Source organism: Kineococcus sp. TRM81007, assembly GCF_022669155.1.
In the GTDB taxonomy this organism is placed as follows: Bacteria; Actinomycetota; Actinomycetes; order Actinomycetales; family Kineococcaceae; genus Kineococcus.
The window spans coordinates 302,084-320,414 of record NZ_JALBVB010000053.1 but is presented as its reverse complement, the minus strand read 5'-3'; the positions used below and the strand labels follow the sequence as shown (position 1 = coordinate 320,414).

Sequence of the window (18,331 nt, the reverse complement as noted above, 5' to 3'; positions counted from 1 at the left end):
GCGGAGACGACCTGCGACTGCGAACCGGACTGCGTGGCACCGCTGGACAGCTGGGTCGCCACGGCGCTCAGCTCCTCGCTGGAGCCGGCCAGCGTCCGCGACGAGTCGATGATGGCGCGGACCATCGTCGTGAGCTTGTCCATGGTCAGGTCCACCGCCGCCACCAGGCGCCCGATCTCGTCATCGCCCACGTGACCGACGCGCTGGTCCAGGCGTGCCTGGGAGAGGCCCTGCACCACTTCGAGGGTGCGCGTCACCGGGCGGACGATCGAGCGCGAGACCGCGACGGCCACCACCACGGCGACCGCGGCGGCCGCGGCCCCGATGAGGAGCAGTGCCACCACCGCGGTGCGGAAGTCACGATCCCCCCTCTGCGCCAGCTTGGCGGCACCCTCCACCTCGGTCGACGAGAGGTCGTCGAGGAGCTCGGTCCTCTCGACGGCGATCGGGGCGACCGCCTCGTCGCGGATGGAGATGTAGGCGTCGATGTCGCCGGCCTCCGGGGCGACGGCCAGGTCCACGACGCCCAGGCGCAGTCCGCTGCACGCGGTGCGGAAGTCCCCGATGGCCTGCACCGTCGCCAGGCCCGAGGAGCTCAGGCGTTCCAGGTCGGCCTGCGCGGCGCGCTGGCGGGTGATGCCGACCGCGGCGAGCGCGGCGACGAGCAGGGCGATCACGCCGAAACCGGTGAACAGCTTCGTGGCGACGCGCAGGTCGTGGAGCGAGGAGATCACACCGGGTGCATCGACCGGCACCCCGGACGCGTCGATGGGACGCGGGTCCCCTCGACGCGGCGCTGGTCACACCAGCCGGTGCATCCAGCCGTGCGGGTCCTCCGCGCGGCCGTACTGCACGTCCAGGAGCCGCTGCCGGATGCCGGTGGTGACCTCGCCGGGGCCGCCGGTGCCGTGCACGAGCTCGCCGTCGCGCGAGACGAGCCGGCCGACGGGGGTGACGACGGCCGCGGTGCCGCAGGCGAACACCTCGGTGATGCGTCCGGACTCCACGCCCCCGCGCCACTCCTCGATGCTCACGCGCCGCTCGCTCACCTCGTGGCCGGCGTCCTTCGCGAGCTCCAGGATGGAGGCGCGCGTGATGCCCTCGAGGATGGTGCCGGTCAGCTCGGGGGTGACGATCGAGCCGTCGTCGTGGACGAAGTAGAGGTTCATACCGCCGAGCTCCTCGACGTACTTGCGCTCGCCGGCGTCGAGGAAGCACACCTGGTCGCAGCCGTTGGCGTGCGCCTCCTCCTGCGCGACGAGGCTGGCGGCGTAGTTCCCGCCGCACTTGGCCGAGCCGGTGCCCCCGAACGCCGCCCGGGTGTAGTCCTGGGACAGCCAGATGGAGACGGGCTTCACGCCGCCGCTGAAGTAGCTGCCGGCCGGGGAGGCGATGACGAGGAACTTCACCTCGTGCGCCGAGCGCACCCCGAGGAACGCCTCGGTGGCGACCATGAAGGGGCGCAGGTACAGCGAGGACTCCCCGCCGCTGGGCACCCACGCCTCGTCGGTCCGCACGAGCTGGCTGACGGCCTCGAGGAACATCTGCTCGGGGACCTCGGGCAGCGCCAGCCGTCGCGCGGAGCGGGCCAGGCGGGCGGCGTTGGCCTCGGGGCGGAACGACCACACGCTGCCGTCGGCGTGCCGGTAGGCCTTCATGCCCTCGAAGACCTCCTGCGCGTAGTGCAGGACGGCCGCGGCCGGGTCCAGCTGGAGGGGGCCGTAGGGCACCACGGCGGCGTCGTGCCAGCCGGCGTCCCGCGTCCAGGTGGCGATCGCCATGTGGTCGGTGAAGTACCTGCCGAACCCGGGGTCGCTGAGGATCTCCGCGCGCCGCTCGGCGCTCACCGGTACGGCCGAGGCGTGAACGGGGAAGCTCATCGGGGTCTCGGTCGCGCTGGTGCTCACGCGGGGTCTCCTCACAGGGGTGGGTCGGTGCTGACGACGGTAGCCCCCGGCACGGGGGCCGGGGACGCGGGGAGTGCGGGTGGGCCGGGCGGCTCAGCCGGCGGCGAGCGCCGCGAGGGCGTCACCGGTGGCGGCGGTGCTGCGCGGGGCCGCGACCTCGCCGGAGGCGCGGCGGGCCAGGTCCGCGGTGACGGCGGCGTCCACGCGGGCGGCGGCGCCGGCCAGGCCGAGGTGCTCGAGCATCAGCGCGACGCTGAGCACGGCGGCAGTGGGGTCGGCCAGCTGCTTGCCGGCGATGTCGGGGGCGGAACCGTGCACGGGCTCGAACATGCTGGGAGCGGTGCGGTCCGGGTTGACGTTGCCGGAGGCGGCCAGGCCGATGCCCCCGGTGACCGCCGCGGCGAGGTCGGTGAGGATGTCGCCGAAGAGGTTGTCGGTGACGACCACGTCGAAGCGCGCCGGGTCGGTGACCAGGAAGATCGTGGCGGCGTCGACGTGCAGGTAGTCCACGGCGACGTCGGGGAACTCCGCGCCCACGGACTCCACGGTGCGACGCCACAGGTGCCCGGCGTGCACGAGGACGTTGTGCTTGTGCACGAGGGTGAGCTTCCGCCGCGGGCGGGCGGCGGCGCGGGCGAAGGCGTCGCGCACGACGCGCTCGACGCCGAAAGCCGTGTTCACGCTGACCTCGGTGGCGATCTCGTGGGGGGTGCCCACGCGCAGGGCACCGCCGTTGCCGACGTAGGGGCCCTCGGTGCCCTCGCGCACGACGACGAAGTCGACCTCACCGGGCGCGGCGAGCGGGGTGGGAACGCCCGGGTACAGCTTGGAGGGGCGCAGGTTCACGTAGTGGTCCAGCGCGAAGCGCAGCTTCAGCAGCAGGCCGCGCTCGAGCACGCCGCTGGGCACGCCCGGGTCGCCGACGGCGCCGAGGAGGATCGCGTCGTGGCCGCGGACCTCCTCGAGCACGGAGTCCGGCAGCGTCTCGCCGGTGCGGTGGTAGAGGCGCGCGCCGAGGTCGTACTCGGTGGTCTCGACCGTCGCGCCGGAGCCGTCGAGGACGGCCCCGAGGACCTTCAGCGCCTCGGCCGTCACCTCCTGGCCGATGCCGTCGCCGGGGATGACCGCGATCCGCAGGGTGTCCGCCATGCCGGCGAGGCTAGTGGAGGTGCCGCACACCCCGTCCACCATCCGGGATCGGCGTCTCACGTGTCGGACGCCCCTCTCCACCCGCGGGGGGACGCGGCGGGTGCTCCCCCGGGCTGACGACCGGCGCGCCGCGCCCCGCCTACCCTCGTGCGGTGCCGCAGGAGAACGTGTTCGACCGGATCGTGGCCTGGCCGCGCGACCACGTGCTGCTCGTGGACGCGCTCGGTGCGCTGGCCCTGACGTTCGTGTGCACCGCGACCGCCACGGCCACCGGCGGCGCCGCCGTCCTCGTCAGCGCGGTGATGTGCCTGCCGCTGGCGCTGCGGCGCGTGCGCCCGGAGCTCAGCGGCGGGCTCGTGGCCGTCGGCGGGCTGGCGCAGCCGGTGCTCGCGGCCGACCCGCAGGTGGCCAACGTCGCGGTGCTGATCGCCCTGTACTCGCTGGCCGCCTACGCCGCGCCGTGGGCCTCGCGCGGTGGCCTGCTCCTGGGCCTGTTCGGCGCGCTGGTGGCGCCGGTCCGCTACGTGCTCCCCTCGGCGGACCTGGTCAACACGGTCGCCGCCGCGATGTTCATCGCCGTCCTGGTCGTGGCGACCTGGCTGACGGGCCGCTTGCGGCGCGCGTCCCGGCAGAACGAGCTGGCCCTGCTGGAGCGGGCGCGCCTGCTGGAGGTGGAGCGGGAGAACGAGTCCCGCCTGGCCGCCACCGCCGAGCGCCAGCGCATCGCCCGCGAGATGCACGACGTCGTGGCGCACTCCCTGTCGGTGATCATCGCGCAGGCCGACGGCGGCCGGTACGCCGCCGCGGCGAACCCGGCCGCGGCCGCGGAGGTGCTGGGGACGATCTCGGCGACGGGACGGCAGGCGCTGGCGGACATGCGCAACCTGCTGGGGGTGCTGCGGCAGGGCCCGGGCGACGAGCGCGCGCCGCAACCGGACGCGGCGCAGGTGGTGGACCTGGTGGCGCAGGTGCGCGCCAGCGGGCTCGACGTCGCGCTGGAGGTCCTGGGGGAACCGCGCCCCGTGCCGCCGGCGGTGGGGCTGACGGCCTACCGGATCGTGCAGGAGTCGCTGACGAACGTGCTCAAGCACGCCGGTCCGGCCGCCCGGACGCGCGTGCAGGTGCGCTGGGACCCGGACGCGCTGCGCCTGGGGGTCGACGACGACGGCCGCGGCGCCGCCGCCCTGGTGCCGGACCCGGGCGCCGGCGGCCAGGGGCTGCTGGGGATGGCCGAGCGGGCCCGCCTGCACGGCGGGTCCGCCACCGCCGGCCCGCGCGCGGGCGGCGGGTTCCGGGTGCGTGCGACGCTGCCCTACGCGCCCCCGTCCTGACGGGGGCGGCCCGCCCGCACCCGATCCCGATCCCGGAGGTCCCAGCACCGTGCCCGCCGTCCGCGTCGTCCTCGTCGACGACCAGCAGCTCGTCCGCGCGGGTTTCCGCATGGTCATCGACTCCCAGCCCGACCTGGAGGTGGTCGGCGAGGCCTCCGACGGGCTGGCCGCGCTGCGCCTGGTGGAGAGCACCCCGTGCGACGTCGTCCTCATGGACGTCCGCATGCCCGGGGTCGACGGCATCGAGGCGACCCGCCGCATCACCTCCGCCCCCCGGCCGGAGGGCGCCGAGCCGCCGAGGGTGGTGGTGCTGACCACCTTCGACCTCGACGAGTACGTGGTGGCCGCCATCGGCGCCGGCGCGAGCGGTTTCCTGCTCAAGGACGCCCCGCCGGAGGAGATGCTCGCCGCGGTGCGCACCGTGCACGCCGGGGACGCCGTCATCGCGGCGAGCTCCACGCGCCGGCTGCTGCAGCACGTCGGCCCGATGCTGCGCCAGGGCGCCGCGACCCCCGCCGCGCCCAAGGGCCTCCCGGCGGACCTCACCCCCCGCGAGCGGGAGGTGCTGGAGTGCATGGCGCACGGGCTGACGAACTCCGAGATCGCCGCCCGGTTCTTCGTCTCGGAGGCGACCGTGAAGACGCACGTGGGGCGGGTGCTGGCCAAGACGGGATCGCGCGACCGCGTGCAGGCCGTGGTGCTGGCCTACACCGCCGGGATGGTGCAACCCGGCGACGTGCTGCGCGACGCCCGCTGAACCCCGCGCCTCCACCCGGGGTATGACGCGCGCCCCGCGCGTCCACCACCGGTCCGACGCGCGGGGCGCCCCGGGGTCGTCTCCGCGCCCGACGCGGTGCGGGGGCCGGGGTCCCTACGTTCGAGGGGTTCGACGCCGGCGGCGCCGGCGGACCCCGAAGAGCGAGGAGAGACCCCGTGCCCACACCGCACTCCACCCGGTACGCGGACGTGCTGCAGGCCGCGGAACCGGCGGTGCGCGCCGTCGGCCTGCGCAAGACCTACGGCCGCGGTGACGCCGTGGTGCACGCCCTGGCCGGCGTGGACGTGGAGTTCCCCCGGGGGGAGTTCACGGCCATCATGGGGCCTTCGGGTTCCGGCAAGTCCACCCTCATGCACTGCCTGGCGGGCCTGGACAGCGCCACCTCCGGGCAGGTGTTCCTCGGGGAGACCGAGCTGACCGCGCTGCGCGACGCGGAACTGACGCGCCTGCGCCGCGACCGGGTCGGGTTCGTGTTCCAGTCGTTCAACCTGCTGCCGGTCCTGACGGCCGGTGAGAACCTCGTCCTGCCGATGCAGCTGGCGGGCCGCTCCCCCGACCGGGCGTGGCACGACGAGGTCGTGGACCGGCTCGGGCTGGCGAACAGGCTGCGCCACAAGCCGTCGGAACTGTCCGGCGGTCAGCAGCAGCGCGTCGCCGTGGGGCGGGCGCTGCTGCCGCGCCCCGACGTCGTGTTCGCCGACGAGCCCACCGGGAACCTCGACTCGCGCACCGGCGCGGAGGTGCTGGGGCTGCTGCGCTCCAGCGTCCGCGAGTTCGGCCAGACCGTCGTCATGGTCACCCACGACCCGGTGGCCGCCAGCTACGCCGACCGCGTCGTGCTGCTGGCCGACGGGCACCTGGCGGGCGGTCTGGCCGCCCCCACGCCCGACGACGTCCTCGACGCCCTGCGCACCCTGGGGGCCTGAGCCGTGCTGCGGACCACCCTGGCGCAGTTGCGCGCCCACGCCGGGCGGGTGCTCGCCTCCTGCCTGGCCGTCGTCATCGCCGTCGCGTTCGTCGTGGCGACCCTCGTGCTGAACTCCTCCGCGAGCGCCAGCCTGCTCAAGGCCGTCGGCGCCCCGTTCGTCGCCTCCGCCGCGGTCGTGACCGCAGCGGAGGCCGCCGGCCCGGACACCGCGGGCGCGGCGCTGCGCGAGGCTGCGGAGCGGGTGCGGACCCTGCCGGGCGTCGGGCAGGTGGCCGCCGACCGCGAGGCCAGCGTGCAGGCGCGCCTGCCCGGGTACGCCGGCAGCACCTACGCGCAGGCCGACGCCGTCACCGCGCGGGGGCCGCTGCGCTGGGAGCGGGCGAGCTCCGGGCGGCTGCCGCAGGCCCCGGGCGAGGTCGCCGTGAGCGAGGGCACGGGCGTGGGTGTGGGCGAGGAGCTGGGGATCACCGTCCCACCGCTGGAGGAGGGGGCCGAGGACGTCACCGAGCAGGTGCGCGTGGTCGGCGTCGTGGACATGGGCGGCGACCCCACGGCCGGCCTGCTGGACCGCGTCTTCGCCGTCGACGCCGACCTGCAGCGCTGGGGCGCGGACGCCCCCTCCCGGCTGCGGGTGGCGGCCGCAGCCGGTGCGGACGCCGGGGAGCTGACCGCTCTCGTGGAGGGGGCCGTCGACGGCACCCTCGTGGTGCGCACCGGCGAGGAGGCCGCCGAGGACGCGGCCGCGGCGTTCACCGGGGACGCGGCCGCGATCACGAGCGTGCTGCTGGTGTTCGCGGCGGTCGCCGTCCTGGTGGCCGGCCTCGTCATCGCGAACACGTTCGCGGTGCTGCTGGCGCAGCGCACCCGCGACCTGGCGCTGCTGCGCTGCGTGGGCGCGACCCGCGCCCAGACGGCGCGCTCGGTGCTGCTGGAGGCCGCCGTCGTGGGGGTGCTGGCCTCGCTGGCCGGCGCGGCCGCCGGCGTGGGGCTGGCCGCGGTCGTCTCGCGGATCGCCGCGGACGCCGACTCCCCGATCCCGCTGGACACGCTGGAGGTCCCCGCCCACGCCCTCGTGGTCGGCGTGGTGCTCGGCACGCTCGTGACCGTGCTGGCGGCGCTGGCGCCGGCCCGGGCCTCCACCCGGGTCGCCCCGCTGGCGGCGCTGCGTCCCCTGGCGCCGGCGCCGGTGCGCTCGCGCGGCGGCCTGCTGCGCCTGGTCGCCGGCCTGGTGCTGACGGTGCCCTCCGCGGTGGCGCTGGTCTGGTTCGCCGCGCGCGGCGTGCTCGAGCCGGCGGTCCTGGCGGGAGCGGTGAGCTTCGTCGGCGTCGTGCTGCTCAGCCAGCGGGCGGTCCCCGTGGTCGTGGGGCTGGCCGGGCGGCTGGTGCGCGGCGCCGGCACCCCGGCCCGGCTGGCGGCCGGCAACGCGGTGCGCAACCCGCGCCGCACGGCGGCCACCGCGACCGCCCTGCTCATCGGCGTCACGCTGACCACGGCGATGGTGGTGGGCGCCTCGTCCACGCGCGCCACGGCCGGGGGACTGCTGGCGGCCGAGTTCCCCGCCGACGTCACGGTCTCCGCGGACGTGCCGCTGGGGGCGGGCGTGCTGGCGGAGCTGGAGGGGCTCGAGCAGGTGGCGGCCCTGGCGCCCGTGCTCGACGGCCTCGCGAGCGGCCCCGGCGGCGACACCGTGGAGGTCGTGGGCGTCGACCCGGCGCAGGCGGCCGGGGTGCTGCGCTCCGAGCAGCGGCTGCCGCTGCCCGTCCCGGGGCAGCTCGTGGTCTCGACCGACGGGGCGCGCTGGCTGGGCGTGCGCGACGGGGGCACGGCCACCCTGCTGCGCCCGGACGGGACGGAGGCGGTGCCGCTGCAGGTGGTGCTCGACCCGCAGTCGCAGCAGCCCGCCGTCGCCACGGCCGCCGACGTGCGGCGCGCGGACCCGCAGGTGGCGGCCGCGGCCGCGTGGCTGCGCCTGGCGGACGACCTGGACGCCGGCGAGCAGGGGGCCGCGGTCGACGCCGTCACCGAGGTGGCCGCCGAGGCCCTGCCCACCAGCAGGGTCGACGGGATCGTCGCCGTGCGTGAGGCGTTCGACCAGGTCCTGACGACGATGCTGCTCGTCGTCACCGGCCTGCTGGGCGTGGCGGTCGTCATCGCCCTCATCGGCGTGGGCAACACGCTGGCGCTGTCGGTGGTGGAGCGCCGGCAGGAGTCCGGCCTGCTGCGCGCCCTGGGCCTGACCCGCGGGCAGCTGCGGGCGCTGCTGGCCTGGGAGGCCCTGCTCGTGGCGGGGGTCGCCGGGGTGCTGGGGGTGGCGCTGGGCACCGGGTACGGGCTGGCGGGCACCGCGTCGGTGCTGGCGGCGGAGGGCCCGGTGGTCCTCGACGTGCCGTGGACCTCGATCGCCGGGATCGTGGTGGTCGCCGCGCTGGCCGGGGTGCTCGCCTCGGTGCTGCCGGCGCGGCGCGCCGCGCGCACGCCCCCCGTGGCGGCGATCGCGGGCTGAGGGCGCGGTGCGGCCGGGGGGCGGAGGGGACCCGCCCGGCCGCCGCGTCCCGCGCGGTGGCCGCGTGGCAGGCTGGCGGCATGGCTGTCGTGAAGATCAACGCGATCGAGGTCCCCGAGGGCGGCGGGCCGGAGCTGGAGCGCCGCTTCGCGCACCGCATGGGCGCGGTCGAGGGCACCGAGGGCTTCCTGGGCTTCGAGCTGCTGCGCCCGGTGGCCGGCGAGACCCGCTACTTCGTCTACACGAGGTGGGAGACCGAGGAGGCGTTCCAGGCGTGGGCGAACGGGGGCGCGAAGGCCGCGCACGCCGGCGAGCGCGCGAAGCCGGTCGCCACCGGCGCGAGCCTGCTGGAGTTCGAGGTCGTGCTGGGCGCCGACCCCGCCTGAGCCCTCGACGCCCCGCGGGGCGGCGGCTACGGTGAGGACGCCGGGTGCTTGCCCGCTCAACGACCCAGGAGGAGCCACCGTGAGCGTGAAGCTCGCCATCGTGTACTACTCGGCCACCGGCACCGTGCGGGGCATGGCCCAGCGCGCCGCCGAGGCCGGAGAGCGCGCCGGGGCCGAGGTGCGGCTGCGGCAGGTCGCGCGCCAGACCACCGGCGGGGAGCGCGCCACCAGCGAGGCGCAGGCCGAGCACAGCGCGAACGCCACCGAGCCGGCCGCCACGGCCGACGACGTCGTGTGGGCCGACGCGGTCCTGTTCGGCTCCCCCACCCGCTACGGCAACATCGCCGGGCAGCTGAAGACGTTCATCGACTCCCTCGGCCCGCAGTGGGGCCAGGGCCTGCTGGCGGACAAGGTCTACGCCGGCTTCACCGCCAGCCAGACCGCCCACGGCGGGCAGGAGTCCACCCTGCTGGCGCTGTACAACACGATCCACCACTTCGGCGGCATCGTCGTGGCCCCGGGGTACACCGACCCGCTGAAGTTCGTCGACGGCAACCCCTACGGCGTCAGCCACGTCACCGGCGGGAACAACGACATCCCGCTGGGTGAGGCCGAGCTGGCCGCCCTGGACCACCTCGCCACCCGCGTCGTCACGACCGCCGGGCGCCTCAAGGGCGAGTGAGCCGCCCGCGCCGCTGACGGCCGGCACGACCCCGGCCGTCAGCGGCGCAGCTCGACCAGGTCCCAGGTGCGGGCCTGCTGCGCGGTGCCGGCCGAGCACGTCAGCCGGTGCGCCGGCGCGCGGCCCTCGGCCAGGTCCACCTCCAGCGGGCCGTGCGCGTCGAAGCGGACCCGCCAGCGCACCCGCCCGTCCGGCCCCTCGGGCAGGCGGGCGGCGTGCAGCGGCGTGAAGGCGTCGAGGTGGTCCTCGCCCAGCAGCAGGCGCGCGTGCCCCTCGGCGGCCTGCACGACCCCCGCGTCGCCGCAGCGACCGCGCAGCCGGTCCGGCAGCACGCGGCCGGCGCGCACCGCGGCCAGCAGCGCGGGGGCGTCGCCGGGCCCGAGGTGGCCGTGCACCGCTCCGCCGGGCAGCGACAGCACCGTCGCGGCGAAGCGGTCCCCGCCCAGGTGGGAGCACTCCCACACCGCGTCGGCGTCCAGCGCGGCCAGCGCGGTGACCACGGGCCGCCCGCGCACGGCGCAGCACCAGTCCTTGCGCCCGTGCGTGCACACCAGCAGCAGGGGCCCGGTCACCTCCTCCCACCCCTCCTCCGAGGCGGCGGCCGCCGGCAGGTCCTGCGGCGGCGCGAGGCGCGTGCGCAACCGGGTGACCCCACGGCGGCAGTCGGCCACGAACAGCCGCCGCGGCCCGTCCGGGTCGCGGCCGGCGGCGTCCGGGCGGCGCACCAGCAGCGGCTTCACGCCGCGCGCCGCGGCCACCTCGCGCAACCGGGCCGTGGTGGACTCGCCCAGCCGGGAGGCCGGCACCGCGCCCGGGCCCCACGGGCCGGGTTCCTCCACCAGCAGGTAGCCGCGCACCGGCGTGGCGGTGCCCAGCAGCTGGTCGCGGTCCTCCTGCGCCCGGGCGGCGCAGGAGAACCGCTCGCCGAGGGCGGGACCAGCGCTCAGGCCGGCCCCGCGGGCAGCAGGACGTTCTCGCGCAGCAGGCGCCGCAGCACCACGACCGCGTCGTCCTCGTCCACCCCGGTCCCCGCGGACGCGAGCTCACCGGCCGACGTGCTCGCCGAGGCCAGCACGTGCTCCAGGGCCGGGCGCACCCAGCCGGGGAAGGCCACGCGCCGGTCGGGCAGGACCAGCTCGACGCGGTCCCCGGCCTCGGCCAGGCGCGTGACGAGCCCGCGACGCGGCCGCAGCCGGGTCCGGGGGTCCAGGGACCGGGCGGTGGCGTCCTGCGCCAGCGCACCCACCGGCTCGGCGGGCACGGCGCGGTCGCGGCGGCGCTGCACGAGCCGGCGCACGGCCGCCTCGTCCAGCTGCTCCAGCCAGCGCGCCGCCGCCGCCCGGAACCCCTCCACGTCGAGGTCCTCGCCGGGCAGCGGCAGCGCCCGGCGCAGCGCGACGTCGTCGCGGCCCGCCCCGGCGACGGCGTCAGCGAGGACATCGGCCCACGTGGTCGCCAGCAGCCCCACCGTCAGGTGCACCGAGCGCTCCTCGGTGGTGCGCGCGGAGTGCAGCCAGCCGCGGGGCAGGTAGAGGGCGTCACCGGGTTCCAGCACGGTGTCGACGACGGGCTCGCGGCCGCCGACCGGGTCCGGGCCCAGGGCCTTCGACGGCTGCGACTTCAGCGGCAGCTCCACCGCCGGCGGGTGAATCGTCCAGTGCTTGCGCCCGTCGACCTGCAGCACGACGACGTCGTGCGTGTCGTGGTGCGGCGTGAAGCCCTGCGCCCCGGGCGGGGTGACGTACACGTTGACCTGGCACTGGTGCCCCAGCTCGGCGGCCAGGTCGGCGCAGAACGTCGCCAGCGGCGGCCAGGTGCGGTGCAGGGCCTGCAGCACGATCGTGGCGCCGTCGGCGAAGGAGCGGGCCACGCCGTCGCTGTCGGCGAGGTCGCTCAGCTGCTGGTTGCCCGCGACGGCGCTGCGGGTGAAGGCGCTGCGCGGCAGGCCGGCACCGTCCTTGACCATGGTGAAGAACGGGGTGCGCAGCGCGCGCGGGCCCAGCAGCTCGTCGACGTCCGCGGTGGACAGCAGGTCGTCGAAGTCGGCGCGGCCGCCCTGCGCGGAGCGCTCGGCGGCCCGCACCAGCAGCGGGCGGGAGTTCCAGTGCTCGGTGGCGATCGAGGCGGCCGCCGCGCCGAAGCAGCGCGTCAGCGCCGACGCGCCCGGCGCCGCCCCCGAGGTGGGGACGGCGCCGGGACGGGTGGGAGCCAGCGTCACGTCAGCTCCCGGCGGAGTCGGAACCGGCCGGGTCCGAGCCGGAGGGGTCGACCTGGGTGGAGTCGCTGTCACCGGAGTCGGCGTCGCCGCCCTCGCCACCGGCGGGGTCCACGCCCGCCGCGTCCGAGCCGGAGGGGTCGACCTGCGTGGCGTCGCTGTCGCCCGAGTCGGCGTCGCCGCCGCCCCCGGCGCCGAGCGGGGTGGTGGTGATGTCGTCGTCGCTGAGGTTGCTCATGCGCGCGAGCCTCCCACCGGCCCGGGCGCCCCGCACGCCGGCGTCGCCGCCTCCCGCGCCATCCTGGGCCGGTGCCCGAGACACCCTCCCCCGCTCCCGTCCTCACCGTCGTGACGACCGGCGGGACGATCGCCAGCACCCGCGACGAGGACGGGGTGAGCACGCCCTCCCTCGGGCCGGCCGAGCTGCTCGCGGGCGCCGTACGGGGTGCGCGGGTGCGAGTCGTCGAGGCGCTCCGCGCGGACTCCTCCAGCCTGACCCTCGCCGACGCCGCCCGGGTGCGGGCAGCCGTCGCGGGCGCCCTGGCCGACGCGGACGTCGAGGCGGTGGTGGTGCTGCACGGCACGGACTCGATGGAGGAGACCGCCTACCTGCTGGACCTGCACCACGACGACGAGCGCGCCGTGGTGCTCACCGGCGCGCAGCGCACCGCCGACGACCCCGCGCCGGACGGACCCGGCAACGTGGCCCTCGCCGCGCGGACGGCGCTGGAGCCGGCCGCGCGGGGGCGGGGCGTGCTGGTCGCGTTCGGCGGGCGTGTGCACCCGGCGGCGGGGCTGTCCAAGCGGCACACGCAGGACCTCGACGCGTTCTCCTCGCCCTCGCCGCCGCTGCCGCGCGCCGAACCGCTGCCCTGGCGGGACGCGCCGTGGCCGCGGGTGGACGTGGTGGCCGTCTCCCCCGGCGACGACGGGGTCCTGCTGGACGCCGCGCGCGCCGCCGGTGCGCGCGGCGTCGTGCTGCAGGCGCTGGGTTCGGGCAACGCCAGCGGGGACGTGGTGGAGGCGGTGCGCCGCTGCACCCGCGCGGGCGTCGCCGTGGTGGTGACGACCCGCGTGCCCGGCGGCCCGGTGAGCGCGGGGTACGGCGGCGGGGGCGGCGGGCACGACCTCGCCGCCGCTGGCGCGGTGGCGTCGGGGTGGTTGCGGGCCGGGCAGGCGAGGGTGCTGCTGGCGTCGCTGCTGCGCACCGGTGCGGACGCCGACGAGGTGCGCGAGCGGTTCGGCCGGCGCAGCGGCGGCGCGCTCCCCCACTAACCTCCGGGTACCGACTGCGATGGAGGACCGTTGACCGACGCCCCGCCCACCCCCGACCCGCTCGTGGAGCAACGAGCCGACCCGTTCATCACCCCGCCGCTGGACGGGACGTACTACTTCACCGGTTCGGTGCCGGAGTACGACCGCGTCGTGGTCCGCGGGGCGCCCACGATCGCCGGGCTGCGCACCGCGACCGAGTCGGTCGTGTGGCGCCGGCCCGCGAGCGGGCGGATGGGCGGGCACGTGTGGGCACCGGAGCTGCACCGCGTGGACGGCCGCTGGTACGTCTACTTCGCGGCCGGCGACTCCGACGACGTCTTCGCCATCCGGATGTACGTCATCGAGTCGTCGCTGGCCGACCCGCGCGACCCCGCCGGCTGGGGGGAGCCGCAGGAGGTCACCACCCCGTTCGGCTCGTTCAAGCTCGACGCCACGACGTTCGAGCACCGCGGGCAGCGCTACTACCTGTGGGCGCAGCGCGAACCGGGCATCGACGTGAACTCCAGCCTGTACATCGCCCCGATGGCCTCCCCGACCGCCCTGGGCGGCGAACCGGTGCGGATCGCGACGCCGACCCTGCCGTGGGAGGTGCAGGGGTTCGCGGTCAACGAGGGCCCGGCGGTGCTGGTGCGCAACGGCCGCGTCTTCGTGGCGTTCTCCGCCAGCGCCACCGACGAGCGGTACTGCGTGGGTCTGCTGACCGCCGACGAGGACGCCGACCTGCTCGACGCCGCCTCGTGGCGCAAGCACCCCGAACCGGTGTTCGCCACGCGGGCGGACGTGAACCGGTACGGCCCGGGCCACAACTCCTTCACGGTGGCCGAGGACGGGGTGACCGACCTGTTCGTCTACCACGCGCGCGACTACCCGGGTTTCCACGGCGAGGACCCGCTGTACGACCCGAACCGGCACGCCCGCGTGCAGCGGTTGGGCTGGAACGCGGACGGCACGCCGGCGTTCGAGGTGTCGTCGGCCTGACTGCGAGCCGGTGGTGCGCTTGTCGCCCACCGACGCGCCGGGGACGCCGGGCCCGAAGCCCTCACCCGACCCGTGCGCCGCGCGCNCGGGATTCCCCCCCGGTCGCAGTAGCGCGCGGCCGCCAGCGAGCCTCGAGGGCTGCGGCGGGCTCGGGGCGGCCGATGTGGAACCCCTGCGCGGAATCGCAACCGATCTCGGCGAGCATCGCCAGCTCCTCGGCTCGCTCCACCCCTTCCGCGACGCAGGTCATCCCGAACTCCTGCGCGAGACCGCACACGGCAGCGACGAGAGCGACGTCGCGCGAACCCGGCACCGCCCCGCTGACGAAGGAGCGGTCCACCTTCAGCTGCTGGACGGGGAGGTAGCGGAGGTAGGCGAGGGAGGAGTAACCGGTTCCGAAGTCGTCGATGGACAGGCCGACGCCGAGGGAGCTCAGGGCCTCGACCGCCTCGCTCATGGTCGAGCGCTCCGACATCAGCGTCGTCTCGGTCATCTCCAGGCTCACCTCCGACGGGGCGACGCCGTTCCGCTCGACGGCTCGCTGGACCACGGCGACGAAGGTCGGACTGCCGAGCTGCTGCGGGGAGAGGTTGACCGCCATGCGGAAACCGGGTGGCAGGTGGCCCTGGCTCTTCCAGGTACGCAGCTGCCCCAGGGCCTCGTCGAGGACCCACTCGCCCAGCGGCACGATGAAGCCGGTGTCCTCGGCCAGCGGGATGAACCGGTCCGGCGGGACCTGCCCGACGCCGGGCCGGTTCCAGCGCAGCAGCGCCTCGACACCGCGCAGCTCACCGGTGGGGACGTCGACGATCGGCTGGTAGTGCAGCTCCAGCTCTCCCCGTCCCAGCCCGCGGCGCAGCGCCTGCTCGGTGTCCAGGTGGCGCAGGGCCTGGTACCGCAGCCCCGCCTCGAACCGCGAGGCCCGGTTGCGGCCCTCCTTCTTCGCCAGGTACATCGCGGTGTCCGCCTCGCGGAGCAGGTCCGCCGGGCGGTGGTGCTCCTGGGCGGTGGTCACCCCGATGGAGGCGGTGATGCGCAGTTCCCGTCCCTCCATCTCGACCGGCTCCTGGAAGGCGTCGACGATGCGCTGGGCGAGGGCGCCGACGGCCACGGCGTCGGTGTCCTCGCACAGGACCATGAACTCGTCCCCGCCCAGCCGGGCGACGGTGTCGCTGGCCCGGGCGGCGTGCTTGATGCGGTGCGCCGCGTGCAGCAGCAGGGCGTCCCCCACGTCGTGGCCGAAGGAGTCGTTGACGAGCTTGAACCGGTCGAGGTCGATGAACAGCAGCGCCACGGCCGAGCCCCGGCCGTGGCGGTCCAGGGCGTGCCCGAGCCTGTCCATGAGCAGGCGCCGGTTGGGCAGGCCCGTCAGGGCGTCGTGCAGCCCCAGGTGGGCCAGCCGGCTCTCGGCACGTCGCAGCAGGACCGCGTCGATGTCGCGGCGCAGTTCGCAGGCCTCGGAGACCTCCACCGGGTCCCAGGGCAGGCAGCGACCGGAGACGCTCTGACGCCACGAGGAGAAGGAGTTGCGCGGCGACAACGGCGTGTCCCGGTTCTGCGCCGACTGGTCGCCCAGCCAGTCCAGCGTCTGCACCACTTCGCGGCGGAACCAGATGAGGTAGTCGCGATCGCCCCCGAAGGGCACGAACACCACCCCGGCCGTCGACGGCAGCAGTTCCGCGAGGTCGGGGCGCTCCAGGGCCAGCGCGTCGCTGACGAGGGGGAGGTTCCCCTCCTCGGTGCTCCGCAGCCGCTCCACCACCGCCAGCACGTCGGCCGGGGGCGGCGTCGCGCCGACCTGGACGAGCACCTCGTCCAGCGAGACGACGGCACCGTGCGCGGGGACGAGGTCTAGCAGGGTGACCTCCCCGCGGGTCAGGCCGTCGGAGACGTCCTCCGCTCCGGCCATCTGCTCCACCAGGCGCGTTCGGACCTGCTGGACCTCCAGGCGCTTGCTCAGCTGCCGGGTCTCGTACAGCGAGGTGAGCCGGGAGGTGAGCTGCCGGGCGAGGACCTCGCAGGCCTGGCGCAGGGCGTGGGGCAGGTGCCGGGCCCGCCGGTCCCCGCAGGAGACCATCCCGACGAGCTCGCCGTCGTGGACCAGGGGCAGCGACATGCTGGCGCCGATCCCCATGTTGCGCATGAACTGCGCGTGGTGCGGCGACACGGCACGCAGGTGGGCGCGGCTCAGGTCCAGGGGCGTCGTGTCGTCGCCTCCAGCACCCCCGCCCAGGCGCAGCAGGGGGTTCGGGCCCTCCGCGTCGAGGACGATGTGCCTCGACGGCTGCAGCACGTACAGGCGGCGCGCCTGGGCGGGGATGTCGGAGGCCGGGTAGTGCAGGCCCAGGTACGGCTCGACCTCCTCGACGCGGTCCTCGGCCACCACCTCGCCATGCCCGTCGGGGTGGAAGTGGTACACCATCACCCGGTCGAAGCCGGTGAGGCGGCGGATCTCCTGCGCCGTCGCCGTGCGCACCTCCTCGACCGTCCTGCTGCGGGAGAGGCGCTCCGCGGCGGCGTGCAGGCCGGCGAGGATCCGGGCCGGGGAAGCGTCACCCGCGGGCTCGACCTCGACGACGAGGAGGGGCCCCGAACCGTGAGCGCTCACGTCGACGGGGGTGCCGTCGACCTCGGCGCGCAGCGCCGGCACCGCACCGTCGTCCGCGGCGGCGAGGGCGGTGCGCAACCGCCGTGAGCACCCCGGCCCGACGGCGGCCTCGAGCGGGTGCCCCAGGACCGCCTGCACCTCGACACCGAGCAGCCGCCTGCAACCGTCGCTGACCTGGACGACCTCGAAGGTGGTCGGATCGACGGCCAGCAGCACGCCGTGCGGTTGAACCGCTCCGGGGACGTGGATCGGCTCGCGGGCGCACTCGGCCAGTCGTTCCTGCTCGTCCGCGGGCAGCAGGTCCTCGGCCCTCGTCACGTCGTGCACGTCAGGCGGCCCGCCACCACCACGTCCACCCCCCTCCGCGCCCGATACCCGACCGTGTCCAGAGACACTACTGAACGTGGCGGAGCGGTGCCTCGGCGAAACGGGGGCCGTCGGCCCCGCCGGCACCCGGCGCCGGACGACGAGCTCTGCCGGAGACCGTGCCCCCGCGTCCCGGGGGACGCGGGGGCACGGTCGTGCGGGTCAGCGGGCGGCGGAACCCTCGACGTAGTCGGAGTCGTCCGACTTCACCCACGCCATGAGCTTGCGCAGCTCACGGCCGGTGGCCTCGATCGGGTGCTGCTCGGCCTCGGCGCGCAGGCGCTTGAACTCCGGGGCGCCGGCGTCCTGGTCGTCGATGAAGCGCTGGGCGAAGGTGCCGTCCTGGATGTCCTTCAGGACCTCCTTCATGCGCTCCTTCACCGAGGCGTCGATGACGCGCGGGCCGGAGACGTAGTCGCCCCACTCGGCGGTGTCCGACACGCTCCAGCGCTGCTTGGCGATGCCGCCCTCGTACATGAGGTCGACGATCAGCTTCAGCTCGTGCAGGCACTCGAAGTAGGCGACCTCCGGCTGGTAGCCGGCCTCGGTGAGGACCTCGAAACCGGTCTGCACGAGCGCCGAGGCGCCGCCGCACAGCACGGCCTGCTCGCCGAACAGGTCGGTCTCGGTCTCCTCGGTGAAGGTGGTCTTGATGCCGCCGGCGCGCAGGCCGCCGATGGCCTTGGCGTAGGCCAGCGCCAGGTCCCAGGCACCGCCGGTGGCGTCCTGCTCCACCGCGACGATGACCGGCACGCCGCGGCCGTCGACGTACTCGCGGCGCACGAGGTGGCCGGGGCCCTTGGGGGCGACCATGACGACGTCGACGTCCGCCGGGGGCTTGATGTAGCCGAAGCGGATGTTGAAGCCGTGGCTGAAGAAGAGCGCCTTGCCGGCGCTCAGGTTCGGCTCGATCGCCTCGGCGTACAGGCCGCGCTGCAGGTGGTCCGGCACCAGGACCATGATGACGTCGGCGGCCTTGGACGCCTCGAACGGGGTGAGGACCTGCAGGCCCTGCTCCTCGGCCTTGGCGCGGCTCTTGGAGCCCTCCTTCAGGCCGACGACGACGTCGACGCCCGAGTCGCGCAGCGACAGGGCGTGGGCGTGGCCCTGGCTGCCGAAGCCCAGGACCGCCACCTTCTTACCGGTGATCTTGGACAGGTCGGCGTCGTCGTCGTAGAACATCTCGGCCACGTGGGGTTCTCTCCTCGGGTTTCGTTCGGGTCGG

At 75.7% G+C, this 18,331-nt stretch carries 16 protein-coding genes; 8 read left to right on the top strand and 8 right to left on the bottom strand.

Going from position 1 to position 18,331, the window contains the following annotated elements; genetic code table 11:
* From MN205_RS21935 to MN205_RS12960, 3 genes are all read right to left on the bottom strand, one after another.
* Window positions 1-734: methyl-accepting chemotaxis protein (locus MN205_RS21935; protein WP_242127901.1), on the bottom strand; the 734-nt coding region annotated here is incomplete at its 3' end.
* Window positions 735-800: 66 nt separating this feature from the next.
* Window positions 801-1,880, bottom strand: coding sequence for a branched-chain amino acid aminotransferase (locus MN205_RS12965; protein ID WP_255819548.1), 1,080 nt, complete (start codon window positions 1,878-1,880; stop codon window positions 801-803).
* Window positions 1,881-2,000: 120 nt separating this feature from the next.
* Window positions 2,001-3,056 carry a 3-isopropylmalate dehydrogenase gene (locus tag MN205_RS12960; protein ID WP_242127897.1) on the bottom strand — a complete coding sequence of 352 codons (1,056 nt, stop codon included), beginning with the start codon at window positions 3,054-3,056 and terminating at the stop codon, window positions 2,001-2,003.
* A 152-nt stretch (window positions 3,057-3,208) separates the two neighbouring features.
* On the opposite strand from MN205_RS12960, the gene MN205_RS12955 reads away from it, so the two are divergent.
* The 6 genes from MN205_RS12955 to MN205_RS12930 all read left to right on the top strand — a co-directional run bounded on the left by MN205_RS12955 (window position 3,209) and on the right by MN205_RS12930 (window position 9,664).
* The gene (locus MN205_RS12955; protein WP_242127894.1) at window positions 3,209-4,387 is read left to right on the top strand and encodes a sensor histidine kinase; all 1,179 of its coding nucleotides are present in this window, start codon (window positions 3,209-3,211) and stop codon (window positions 4,385-4,387) included.
* A 49-nt stretch (window positions 4,388-4,436) separates the two neighbouring features.
* Window positions 4,437-5,144, top strand: a complete 708-nt coding sequence (locus tag MN205_RS12950) for a response regulator transcription factor (protein ID WP_242127893.1) — start codon at window positions 4,437-4,439, stop codon at window positions 5,142-5,144.
* A gap of 176 nt (window positions 5,145-5,320) precedes the next feature.
* On the top strand, window positions 5,321-6,091 hold the full coding sequence (locus MN205_RS12945; protein ID WP_242127891.1) for an ABC transporter ATP-binding protein: 771 nt from the start codon (window positions 5,321-5,323) through the stop codon (window positions 6,089-6,091).
* Window positions 6,092-6,094: 3 nt separating this feature from the next.
* Window positions 6,095-8,596: an FtsX-like permease family protein gene (locus tag MN205_RS12940; RefSeq protein WP_242127889.1), complete on the top strand. Its 2,502-nt coding sequence runs from the start codon at window positions 6,095-6,097 to the stop codon at window positions 8,594-8,596.
* A gap of 80 nt (window positions 8,597-8,676) precedes the next feature.
* Window positions 8,677-8,982: an antibiotic biosynthesis monooxygenase gene (locus tag MN205_RS12935; protein ID WP_242127887.1), complete on the top strand. Its 306-nt coding sequence runs from the start codon at window positions 8,677-8,679 to the stop codon at window positions 8,980-8,982.
* Window positions 8,983-9,115: 133 nt separating this feature from the next.
* Entirely contained in the window at window positions 9,116-9,664 is a 549-nt protein-coding gene (locus MN205_RS12930; protein ID WP_374115935.1) for a flavodoxin family protein, read from the top strand.
* A 38-nt stretch (window positions 9,665-9,702) separates the two neighbouring features.
* On the opposite strand, the gene MN205_RS12925 is transcribed toward MN205_RS12930, so the two are convergent.
* From MN205_RS12925 to MN205_RS12915, 3 genes are all read right to left on the bottom strand, one after another.
* Window positions 9,703-10,521, bottom strand: a complete 819-nt coding sequence (locus MN205_RS12925; protein ID WP_242127883.1) for a sucrase ferredoxin — start codon at window positions 10,519-10,521, stop codon at window positions 9,703-9,705.
* An 86-nt stretch (window positions 10,522-10,607) separates the two neighbouring features.
* Window positions 10,608-11,882, bottom strand: coding sequence for a JmjC domain-containing protein (locus MN205_RS12920; protein ID WP_242127881.1), 1,275 nt, complete (start codon window positions 11,880-11,882; stop codon window positions 10,608-10,610).
* Between the two features lies 1 nt (window position 11,883).
* Window positions 11,884-12,117: a hypothetical protein gene (locus MN205_RS12915; RefSeq protein WP_242127879.1), complete on the bottom strand. Its 234-nt coding sequence runs from the start codon at window positions 12,115-12,117 to the stop codon at window positions 11,884-11,886.
* Between the two features lie 71 nt (window positions 12,118-12,188).
* Here MN205_RS12915 and MN205_RS21930 point away from each other — a divergent pair, with 71 nt between their 5' ends.
* Together MN205_RS21930 and MN205_RS12905 are read left to right on the top strand one after the other, a co-directional pair.
* Window positions 12,189-13,154: an asparaginase gene (locus tag MN205_RS21930; protein WP_242127877.1), complete on the top strand. Its 966-nt coding sequence runs from the start codon at window positions 12,189-12,191 to the stop codon at window positions 13,152-13,154.
* Between the two features lie 30 nt (window positions 13,155-13,184).
* Window positions 13,185-14,132, top strand: a complete 948-nt coding sequence (locus tag MN205_RS12905; RefSeq protein ID WP_242127875.1) for a family 43 glycosylhydrolase — start codon at window positions 13,185-13,187, stop codon at window positions 14,130-14,132.
* A 61-nt stretch (window positions 14,133-14,193) separates the two neighbouring features.
* Here the strand turns inward: MN205_RS12905 and MN205_RS12900 are convergent, their stop codons facing one another.
* A complete protein-coding gene (locus MN205_RS12900) occupies window positions 14,194-17,058 on the bottom strand; it encodes an EAL domain-containing protein (protein WP_242127873.1) in 2,865 nt (954 codons plus the stop codon).
* 210 nt (window positions 17,059-17,268) lie between these two features.
* Window positions 17,269-18,297 (bottom strand): ketol-acid reductoisomerase, encoded by a 1,029-nt coding sequence (gene ilvC, locus MN205_RS12895; protein WP_374115925.1) that lies wholly within the window; start codon window positions 18,295-18,297, stop codon window positions 17,269-17,271.
* Window positions 18,298-18,331 lie beyond the last annotated feature (34 nt).